General features: G+C 37.8%; 11 protein-coding genes. All 11 read left to right on the forward strand.

Annotated features, from left to right (window positions below; all coding sequences use genetic code 11):
• Positions 1-634 precede the first annotated feature (634 nt).
• On the forward strand, positions 635-1393 hold the full coding sequence (locus tag JCM9152_RS10085; RefSeq protein WP_035343813.1) for a ClpP family protease: 759 nt from the start codon (positions 635-637) through the stop codon (positions 1391-1393).
• Positions 1390-1611, forward strand: a complete 222-nt coding sequence (locus tag JCM9152_RS10090; RefSeq protein ID WP_035343815.1) for a YlzJ-like family protein — start codon at positions 1390-1392, stop codon at positions 1609-1611. The genes JCM9152_RS10085 and JCM9152_RS10090 overlap by 4 nt, the downstream gene beginning before the upstream one ends.
• 119 nt (positions 1612-1730) lie before the next feature.
• Positions 1731-4049: a DNA translocase FtsK gene (locus JCM9152_RS10095; protein WP_035343817.1), complete on the forward strand. Its 2319-nt coding sequence runs from the start codon at positions 1731-1733 to the stop codon at positions 4047-4049.
• Positions 4030-4794, forward strand: coding sequence for a GntR family transcriptional regulator (locus JCM9152_RS10100; RefSeq protein ID WP_052015828.1), 765 nt, complete (start codon positions 4030-4032; stop codon positions 4792-4794). Before JCM9152_RS10095 ends, JCM9152_RS10100 begins: the two co-directional genes overlap by 20 nt.
• Positions 4795-4828: 34 nt before the next feature.
• Positions 4829-6109 carry an EF-P 5-aminopentanol modification-associated protein YfmF gene (gene yfmF / locus JCM9152_RS10105; RefSeq protein ID WP_035343819.1) on the forward strand — a complete coding sequence of 427 codons (1281 nt, stop codon included), beginning with the start codon at positions 4829-4831 and terminating at the stop codon, positions 6107-6109.
• On the forward strand, positions 6106-7401 hold the full coding sequence (yfmH, locus tag JCM9152_RS10110; protein ID WP_035343821.1) for an EF-P 5-aminopentanol modification-associated protein YfmH: 1296 nt from the start codon (positions 6106-6108) through the stop codon (positions 7399-7401). Before yfmF ends, yfmH begins: the two co-directional genes overlap by 4 nt.
• On the forward strand, positions 7402-8130 hold the full coding sequence (gene ymfI / locus JCM9152_RS10115) for an elongation factor P 5-aminopentanone reductase (protein WP_035343823.1): 729 nt from the start codon (positions 7402-7404) through the stop codon (positions 8128-8130).
• Between the two features lie 81 nt (positions 8131-8211).
• Positions 8212-8469, forward strand: coding sequence for a DUF3243 domain-containing protein (locus tag JCM9152_RS10120; protein ID WP_035343825.1), 258 nt, complete (start codon positions 8212-8214; stop codon positions 8467-8469).
• Positions 8470-8691: 222 nt separating this feature from the next.
• Positions 8692-9465: a DUF3388 domain-containing protein gene (locus JCM9152_RS10125; RefSeq protein ID WP_035343827.1), complete on the forward strand. Its 774-nt coding sequence runs from the start codon at positions 8692-8694 to the stop codon at positions 9463-9465.
• Positions 9466-9483: 18 nt separating this feature from the next.
• Positions 9484-10347 (forward strand): helix-turn-helix domain-containing protein, encoded by an 864-nt coding sequence (locus JCM9152_RS10130; RefSeq protein ID WP_035343829.1) that lies wholly within the window; start codon positions 9484-9486, stop codon positions 10345-10347.
• 136 nt (positions 10348-10483) lie between these two features.
• Positions 10484-11062, forward strand: coding sequence for a CDP-diacylglycerol--glycerol-3-phosphate 3-phosphatidyltransferase (pgsA, locus tag JCM9152_RS10135; protein ID WP_035343831.1), 579 nt, complete (start codon positions 10484-10486; stop codon positions 11060-11062).
• The last annotated feature ends 10 nt before the right edge of the window (positions 11063-11072 follow it).

Here is an 11072-nt window from a genome sequence, read left to right on the forward strand (position 1 = left end):
TTTTGGGGTTCACTTCATTTCCGCGGGGAGGTGTCGAGCCTCCTCGGCTTTGCCTGTCTCGCCCTTACCTCTATTTCCCGCAGGAGTCGAGTGACTTCCGCTCCATTTCACTATGAGAAGAACCCACCGTTCAGAGCTACAATCTTTATAAAAATAGCTTGTTTTTACAATGAAATAAGGACAACTTCTGATAAATTAAGTTACCACACCAAATCTAATCAGAAGGAAGTGTCCTTATGTTTAAAAATGATAACATGAATCAGTTAGTTTTGCCTTTAGATTTAGAAGTGAAATGACCAACAAACGATATTGCTGCAAAATAGAGAAAGGTGAATTTGAGCACGCTCAAATTCACCTTTCTCACTATTAGAAGCTAGTTTTGTTCCGCCTCTTTTTCTATTTGGATCACATTTATTTAATGAAATGAATGTGATCACTTATGCAAATAAAATTCCTGAGTAGGATGTGTATCCGTTTCGATTGACCACTGACAAATGTTCCATTCGCTTTCATGGTTTCATTATGCCAAAAGAAAAGTTTTGTGAGGGTAATGAGTTCTCTTACAAGGTAGAATAAATAGTTCTTGCTAGTTGCATACTGAAAGTTAGATACGCCTAAAGGAGGAATGTGGCCAATGATGTATGGAACTAGTGACAATGATCCTCAAGCACCGCAGCAGCCAGAAAAAAATCCACAAAAAGAACAGAAAAGTGACCTTGTGGAGAAAATCCAAGAGCTAGGTCAAACGAGTGTTCCTGACATGGGGCAATCGAATATTCATTGTATGACAATCGTCGGTCAAATTGAAGGGCACATGCAATTACCCCCACAAAATAAAACGACGAAATATGAACATATTATTCCTCAGCTCGTGGCAATAGAGCAAAATCCCAAAATTGAAGGGTTACTACTTGTATTAAATACGGTAGGAGGAGATGTGGAAGCTGGATTGGCGATCTCTGAGATGGTTGCATCAATGTCCAAACCGACTGTAACCCTCGTATTAGGAGGTGGACATTCCATTGGTGTACCAATCGCTGTTGCTGCCAATTACGCATATATTGCCGAAACGGCAACGATGACGATACACCCTGTACGTTTAACAGGCCTTGTGATTGGTGTACCACAAACATTTGAATATCTAGATAAAATGCAAGAGCGTGTGATAAATTTTGTAACAAAGCATTCGTCGGTTAGCGAGGAAAAGTTTAAAGAGTTAATGTTTTCAAAAGGGAATTTAACAAGAGATATCGGTACGAATGTAGTAGGGACGGATGCGGTTTCATATGGACTGATAGATGAAGTTGGTGGTATTGGTCAGGCATTAGCTAAGTTAAATGAATTAATTGATCAATATAAAAAGGATAAGCCTGAAGGAGATGTCATTCAATGATCTTATATACGATGATGCCACAGGAGTATATATTTCCTAATGATGACCATACTTTTTTAACTCAAAAAGTGATTTCGTGTGAAGCAGGTCCACTAATTGTTGAGCAAATTAACCCATCTCAATATCGAATTGTTAGGTTATTAAGTAGCAATGCAAATGATTTTTTAAATGAAAAATATACACCTGGAACGATTATTCAAGCAACTCCCCAACTTTAGTTGTTTAGTCCACTTTCGTCTTGTGCTATAATTATGATCATCAAAGGATCGTCGAAGCAGTCAACAATTGACTGCTTCTTCTATATGTTATTATGTCTTTTAAGTAGAGGGTGAATGAATTGGCAAGACGAAAGAAAAAAAGAAAATCCGAGTTAAAGTCACAACTTACATATGAGCTCATCGGTCTCGGCTTACTAGTCATTGCCGTTGTTACATTTGCACGTTTAGGCACAGTTGGAGAAGTATTTGTTCGATTATTTCGTTTCTTTTTAGGTGAGTGGTTTATCTTACTTGCCATTGCATTACTTGGAACTGCGCTGTATCTAATGATTAAGCGAAAGAGTCCGGTTTTTTGGTCACGACGCATGTCTGGGGTGTATGTGATTGCGCTCGCATTTAGCTTGTTAGCGCATATTAGCTTATTTAATCAGCTAAGTGGGAGGGAAGGGTTCGAGGATCAATCAGTTATTCGCCAAACATGGAGACTTTTTTGGATGGAACTGCGTGGACAAGCCCCAATAGATGACCTTGGTGGTGGAATGATTGGAGCTTTTTCATTTGCAATTAGTCACTTTCTTTTTGCCGAAGCAGGTACATATTTCTTTGGTGTTATTCTAATTGTCGTTGGAATGATTTTGTTAACAGGCAAATCGGTATCTAATCTAATGGGGAAAGGCTTTAGAAGATTTTATACATTTATTTTAGATACATTCCATCATGTAGGAGTCGAAAGTAAACAAGCGTGGAAATCAATCACGACTCGATTAAAGGAAGAAAAGCAAGTTTATAATGAACGAAAGAAAGAGCAAGAGGTGGATGCACAAGAATTGGAGGTGCAAGAATCAGAGCCTGAAATCGTCGATTTCACGCAGCGAGTAAGTCAGCAGGAAAACATTGACGAGGAAACAGCAAATGCTAAGAATGAGTTGTTAGATTTAAAAGAGAGTTCAGAGAGTCAATTATCAACGGATATTAGCAGTCATTTAGTTACAGGAGAAGAGTTAAATAAAGATTACCTCTTACCGGATATGGAGATACTGAGCTTACCTAATAATCCAAGTCAATCAAATGAAAAAAAACAGCTAACAGCAAATGCAAAGAAATTAGAGCAAACGTTGGAGAGCTTTGGTGTGAAAGCGAAAGTGTCGAAGGTTCATTTAGGACCAGCTGTTACGAAATATGAAGTTTATCCTAATGTTGGTGTTAAGGTAAGTCGGATCGTAAACCTTGCAGATGACCTAGCATTAGCACTTGCTGCAAAGGATATACGAATGGAAGCTCCTATTCCAGGTAAGTCTGCGATAGGTATTGAGGTTCCTAACCATGAAATCGCTGTCGTTACACTTCGAGAAGTGTTAGATTCGATCCACTCAAAGAAAGAGGAAAATGTACTTGCTGTTGGCTTAGGGCGAGATATCTCTGGAAATCCTGTCTTAGCCCACCTTAATAAAATGCCACACTTGCTTGTTGCTGGGGCAACAGGAAGCGGTAAAAGTGTATGTATTAATGGCATTATTGTCAGTCTCTTATTAAAGGCAAAACCTCATGAAGTAAAGTTGATGATGATTGATCCAAAAATGGTTGAATTGACGGTATACAATGGGATACCTCACTTGTTAACACCAGTAGTAACAGAACCGAAGAAGGCTTCACAGGCGTTGAAAAAAGTTGTTGCAGAAATGGAAAGACGATACGATTTGTTCTCTCATACAGGAACGAGAAACATTGAAGGATATAACGAGCTTGTACGTCGGCAAAATGAAGAGGAGGATACAAAACAGCCGATGTTACCATTTATTGTTGTTATTGTCGATGAGTTGGCTGATTTAATGATGGTAGCATCTGGAGATGTTGAAGATTCGATTGCAAGATTGGCACAAATGGCACGAGCGGCGGGGATTCATATGATTATCGCAACCCAACGCCCCTCAGTAGATGTCATTACAGGTGTCATAAAGGCTAATATTCCTTCTCGAATTGCATTTGGTGTCTCTTCACAAACAGATTCGCGTACAATTCTAGACTCAGGTGGTGCTGAAAAGCTATTAGGTCGAGGAGATATGCTTTACTTGCCAGTTGGAGCTACAAAACCAACGAGAGTTCAAGGTGCTTTTCTATCTGATCATGAAGTTGAGTCGGTTGTTCAATATGTCATTTCACAGCAAAAAGCGCAATACGAAGAAGAAATGACTCCGTCTGAAGAGCCTGTTATTGAAGAAAAAGTAGCTGATGAGCTTTATGATTCAGCAGTAGAATTAGTTGTTGAAATGAATACGGCGTCTGTGTCGATGCTTCAACGAAGGTTTCGGATTGGCTATACGAGAGCAGCGAGGTTAATTGATGAAATGGAAGTAAGAGGGATTGTTGGACCGTATGAAGGTAGTAAGCCAAGAGAAGTTTTAATTAGCAAACGAAATGATGACGAAGCAACATCGTAATGGGGAAGGAGTGACAAACTTGATTAAAGCAGATCAGAGACCTTTATATTTACAAGTTATCGAACGATTAAAAGCCGACATTGATAACAACATATATGCAGAAGGGGAAAAGCTCCCATCGGAGTTTGAACTTTCAAAAAATTTAGGTGTAAGTCGAGCTACATTGCGAGAAGCTTTACGTGTATTAGAAGAGGATGGCGTTGTGATTCGACGCCATGGGGTCGGGACGTTTGTCCATTCAAAACCGTTGTTTTCGGCTGGAATTGAAGAACTACAAAGTGTGACGGATATGATTTTTAAGGCGAAAATGTCACCCGGAACCATTTATTTATCTTCTGCAGTCAATGAAGCGACAGAAGAAGACTGTTGTCAGTTTAAAGAAGAAGGATTAAAAGAAATATTAGCTCTCAAGCGAATACGTACTGCTGATGGTGTACCGGTTGTCTACTGTTTAGATCGCGTCCCGTATCGATTTGTGAAAAATCATTCTATACATGAAATTAAGTCTATCTTTCATTTTTTAGAAGATATCGGTCATACGATTACGTATGCGGTTACGCATATAGAGCCGATTGGTTATGATAATGAAATTTCAGAAATGCTAGAATGTGATCCTGAATCAACATTATTATTGTTAAAGCAAATGCATTATGATGAGAACGAACAACCAGTGCTCTATTCCTATAATTATTTTCGTGCCGATAAATTTAAATTCCACGTTGTAAGAACTCGTGTTAAAGCATAACCTATGCATGATGACAGGAAAAGGAGATGATCAGATGCAGGATATTATCGAAAAGGTGGCAAAGCAAGGTGGACTAACCGTTCATTTGATGCCAACGGAAAAATATAAAACAAATACATTATTCCTTCTTATACGTGCCCCATTAAATAAAGAAACGGTAGCAAAGCGTGCTCTACTTGGACACGTATTACAAAATGGCACAAGCAGCTCACCTTCGCGAAAAGCATTACGTGAACGACTTGATGCTATGTACGGTGCAACTTTAACGACAGATGTACAAAAAAAAGGGGAAGAACATGTTATCACATTTATGATGGATGTTGCTAATGAACGTTTTTTGAGTGATTCTACACCTTTGTTTAGGAACGCTCTGAACCTTCTAGCGGAAGTTGTAACAGATCCATTTCTTGAGAATGGACTCTTTTCCGAACAAATTGTGGAGCAGGAAAAGAGATCATTGAAGCAACGTATCCAATCTGTCTATGATGATAAAATGCGTTATGCGAATGTGCGCGTGACAGAGGAAATGTGCAAAGGTGAGAACTTCGCATTAACTGCATTTGGAACGGTTGAAGAGGTTGAAGAAATTAGTGCCCAATCTTTATATGAATATTATATTGAGTTGTTGCAAACGAATGCATTCGATTTATATCTTGTCGGTGCGCTAGATCAACAGGAAACGTTAGAAAAGGTTAAACAAGCTTTTGAACTACCAGATCGTCAAGTCGTTGTCGGAGGAACGACAGAAAGTCCGCAAGTGAAGAAGGTGAACATTGTTCATGAAAACCAAGATGTTAAGCAAGGAAAGCTTCATTTAGGCTATCGTACTTATACAACATATGGGGATGCCGACTATGTTGCAGTTCAAGTGTTTAATGGTATTTTCGGTGGTTTTTCTCACTCGAAGCTATTTATTAATGTAAGAGAAAAGGAAAGTCTAGCTTATTACGCAGCCTCTAGGCTTGAAAGCCATAAAGGAATTATGATGGTTATGTCAGGTATCGAGTTTAATAAATACGATCGGGCGGTAGACATTATTAATGAACAATTAGAAGCAATGAGAAATGGAGAATTTTCAGAAGGAGAACTGGAGCAAACAAAGGCGATGTTGAAAAATCAAATTTTAGAAACCGCCGATGTGGCGAGAGGGCTTGTTGAACTCCATTACCATCAAGTGATCAGTGGTTCAAATCGTTCATTACCAGATTGGTTAACAAGTGTTGATCAAGTAACGAAGGAAGACGTTATCGAAGCTGCGAATAAAGTCAAACTTGATACGATTTACTTCTTAAAAGGGAAGGAGGAAAGCGCATGAAGCCCGTCACATTTACACAGATTGAAGAGACGTTGTACCATGAACAGTTGGATAATGGCTTAAATATTTATATTTTACCAAAGAAGGAATTTAATAAAACATATGCAACTTTTACAACTAAATATGGATCTGTTGATAATCATTTTAAGCCAATTGGCGAAAAAGATGACATTAAAGTTCCAGATGGTATCGCACATTTTCTTGAGCATAAAATGTTTGAAGATGAAGAAGGGGATGTCTTTCAGCAATTTAGTAAGCAAGGTGCTTCAGCCAATGCGTTTACAAGCTTTACACGTACAGCCTATTTATTTTCTAGTACAACGAATGTTGAAGAGAATTTAGAAACGCTTGTCGATTTTGTTCAACACCCTTATTTTACCGAGGAGAGTGTGGAAAAAGAAAAAGGAATTATCAATCAAGAAATTACAATGTATGATGATAATCCTGATTGGCGAGCGTATTTTGGAGTCATTAGTAATATGTTTCATGCTCATCCCGTTAAAATTGATATTGCTGGGACGATTGAGTCGATTGCTCCTATTACAAAAGATTTGCTCTATACGTGCTACCATACGTTCTATCATCCGAGCAATATGCTGTTATTCATTGTCGGACCAGTTGATCCTGAAAAGATCATGGAGCAAGTAAAAAGAAATCAGCATAAAAAAGAATTCGCTTCTCCAGAAGACATTAAACGTTACTTCGACGAAGAACCTCATACAGTTGCAAAGGAACATGAAGTTCTAAACATGCCTGTTCAAACACCAAAATGTTTAATGGGTTTTAAAGATATTGGTGTGCAAAGACAGGGGAAGGATTTATTACGTCGAGAATTAATTGTTTCAATTTTGCTTGATCTGATGTTCGGACAAAGTTCTACTAATTACCAGGAATTATTTGCTGAAGGGTTAATTGATGATAGCTTTTCCTTTGATTATTCAGCTGAATTAGGCTTTGGTTTTTCTGTTATAGGTGGAGATACGAGCAAGCCCAATAAGCTAGCGGCTCAGGTGAAAAACATGGTTACTACATTTCATAGTGAACAACTTTCAGAGGATCATGTTGCGCGAACGATTAAAAAGAAAATTGGTTCCTTCTTACGATCATTAAATTCTCCAGAGTTTATTGCTAATCAGTTCACAAGATATCAATTTAATGATATGAATTTATTTGATGTTGTGCCAACGTTAGAGGAAATAACGATTGACGATTTAAAACAAGTTTTACAAGAACATTTTGACTTCGAACGATTCACCGTATTCCAAGTCAAACCTGAGGGGTATCAAGAATAAATGAAAGAAATCGTCATAACAGGAGCTTCTGGAGGAATTGGCGCTGAAATAGCTAAAGAGCTAGCTTCTCCAGAGAGCTCTCTTTTTTTACATTACCATCGAAATGAAGAAATGATACATAAAGTAAAGGAAGCGTGTCTCCAAAAAGGAGCGACAGTTAAGTTGATTCAAGCTGATTTAACAGCTCAAGAAGGAGCCGAGCAGCTTGTTGAGGGTCTTGTGGAAGCAGGAAATGTCTATTCTGTCATTCATAATGCAGGTATGAGTGAATTTCAATTATTTACGAGTACAACCGATATGCATTTAGATTCATTATTAAACATTCATCTTATGAATCCTATGAAAATAACACGTGCGCTTTTGCCTATTATGCTTCGTGCTAAAAAAGGGAAAATCATTATGATTTCCTCGATATGGGGGTTAACAGGGGCTTCCTGTGAAGTGACGTATTCAGCGGCAAAGGGTGGAATGAATAGTTTTGTGAAAGCATTAGCAAAAGAGGTAGCGCCAAATAACATACAAGTAAATGGTGTTGCACCAGGTGCGATTGACACTAGTATGCTTACGGAGCATGGGAGAGAACATATAGAATTATTAAAAGAAGAAATACCAGCAAATCGTTTAGGATCAACGAAAGAGGTTAGTCAGCTCGTTGCATTTCTCCATTCAAATCAAGCAAATTATATTAACGGGCAAATTATTTCTGTTAATGGGGCATGGTATTGTTAAATCTTTTCCCTTTATAAATGCATATTCTTCATAAGAATAACAAAAAATACAATTGAAGTTCATGAAGAAGGAGGGGTATTCATGTCCGTTCTCGATAATTGGGAGCAATGGAAAGATTTTTTAGGTGATCGATTGCATCAAGCTTCTGATGAGGGGATGTCAGCTAATGTTGTATCTGATGTCGCTTATCAAGTTGGAGAGTATTTGGCACAACAAGTTGAACCGAAAAATGAGCAAGAGCGTGTGTTAGCTGAATTATGGAATGTAGCTGATGAACAAGAACAGCATGCAATTGCAAATATGATGGTTAAGCTTGTTCAAAATGAGGGTAGTCATTAACGAAGACATATCATGAAGAAAAAGTGAAGTGTTCCATCCAAGTATGGGGCACTTTTCTTCTATATAAAAATAGGAGAAATGTGATATGGTCATTGCACATATAGAGCATTGAATTCTTTTATCGATATTTTGCTATGAATTACGACAAAGTTCTTTCATTTGTATTTAAAATCCATTATGATGAAAGTAAGTAGCTACCAACTGACGTAAAGGATGAAGGAAATGACGATTAAAGAATGGTATATTGAGTATGAGATTCATAAAAATCGCCCTGGTTTACTTGGAGATATTTCTTCATTACTTGGTATGTTGGAAATTAATATAGTTACGATTAATGGTGTTGAAAATAAAAGGCGTGGCATGCTAATTAGAAGTACACACGATGATCAAGTCATAAGGTTAGAATCAATTATACATAAGATGGAAGACATTACATTGACAAAAGTACGTGAACCGAGGGTGAGAGATCGACTTGCGATTAGACATGGACGTTATATTGAACGTGATGCGGACGATAAGAAAATATTCCGTTTTGTTCGTAACGAATTAGGGCTACTCGTTGATTTTTTGGCTGAAATGTTTAAACGTGATGGTCATTTTCTCGTTGGTGTTCGTGGGATGCCGCGAGTCGGAAAAACGGAGTCTATTGTTGCAGCAAGTGTTTGTGCAAATAAAAGATGGTCTTTTATTTCCTCGACTCTACTACGGCAAACAGTAAGAAGTCAATTAGCGGAAGATGAATACACGGAGGATCATATTTTTATCATTGATGGGATTGTAACGACGATGCGTTCAACAGAAAAGCATAAGAGCCTTGTACGTGATATTATGAGGTTGCCTGCTGTAAAAGTCGTTGAGCACCCTGATATTTTTGTTCGTGAGTCAGAATATGAGCTTGATGACTTTGATTGTATCATTGAATTACGAAATGATGAAAAAGAAGAAATCACGTATGAAATTGTCGAATCTGGTTTTTCCTCTTTTGATATTAGTTAAAGTAGGTAGGTGTTAAGATTGTCTGAATTAGGTCAACATTTAAAGGAAATTCGGGAGCAAAAAAATATTACACTTGATGATTTACAACGAACGACAAAAATTCAGAAGCGGTACTTAATTGCGATTGAAGAAGGTCACTATGATCGCTTACCTGGACAGTTTTATGCTAGAGCATTTATAAAAACTTACGCTGAATCAATTGGGTTAGACCCTGAAGAGTTATTTGACCAATTTAAAAGTGAATTACCTAATCCTCAACAAGAAACAGTTCAGTTGCCGTCACGTACGAAACGTTCCAATATATCAGCAAGGCCAACGAAACGTTCTAAGTCTCAGCCCGTCTTAACAACGATTTTAACGATTGTCATACTTGCTATTATTGCGATAGCAGCTACAATTATTATTCAAAATTACTTAGCAGCAGATGGAGCTGAGCAACCTGATATGAATCAAAACGTCGAAGGTGATTTTTATGAAACGGAAGAAGATGGGGACTCTGACGTAAGTGGGGATGAAGAAGATGAAGGTAACGAAGATGAATTAGTTGAAGATGAACCTGAGCCGGATCCAATTGAATTAAATTTTGTTGAAACACAAGGAATTACATCATTTTATGAGCTACATGGAGCCTTGTTTGAGCATGTTCGTATTGAGATGGATGGGACTTCATACATTGACATCCAAAATGGATTAGGACGAACATTATATATGTCAGATACAGGCGAAGATATTGAATTTGATTTCTCTGAGGAAGAGGAGTTAATTTTTAACTTTGGACGATCAACCGATGTTCAATTGTTTATTGACGATCAGCCTGTAGATTTCCAAACGGATTCTGTACATCAAAAAATTCATATTACAATTAGCGATTTTGAAGAATAGTTGTCACTTGTAATAGTGACAGCTTTTTTCATTCATGCCTATTTTAAGGGGCACAAATCAGTGGTGAAATGATTTGTTCATATGATACAATATGGATGTTATTCAATCAGTTTGAATTGTGAAAAGAGGGACTATTTTGAATTTGCCTAATAAAATTACGATATCTCGTATATGCTTAATTCCTATTTTTATGATTATTTTGTTAATGCCTTCCTGGGTAGAAGTGTCGTTTCTCGGTACAGAGATGCCACTAAACCATTTAATTGCCGCTCTTATTTTTATATTGGCTGCAGCAACGGACTGGCTAGATGGTTACTATGCAAGAAAGCTAGGCCTTGTAACGAACTTAGGGAAGTTTCTTGATCCATTGGCCGATAAATTGTTAATCACCGCAGCTTTAATCGGTTTAGTGGAATTGCAATTGTTGCCTGCTTGGATGGCGATTATTATTATTAGTCGTGAGTTTGCTGTAACAGGAATTCGTCTAGTAGCTGCTGCTGATGGCGTCGTGATTGCCGCAAGTTCACTAGGAAAGCTGAAAACGGTCATTCAAATCGTAGCAATATCAGCGCTACTTTTACATAATTGGCCATTTCAGCCAATTTCGTTCCCTTTTGCTGGGATTGCTATTTGGGCTGCAACCATTATAACAGTATTGTCTGGTGTAGATTATTTTCAGAAAAACAAACAGGTATTGATGAATTCTAACGATTAGGCGGTCGAAC

Origin of the sequence: Halalkalibacter hemicellulosilyticusJCM 9152, assembly GCF_000513115.1 — a bacterium.
Lineage (GTDB): Bacteria > Bacillota > Bacilli > Bacillales > Bacillaceae_D > Halalkalibacter > Halalkalibacter hemicellulosilyticus.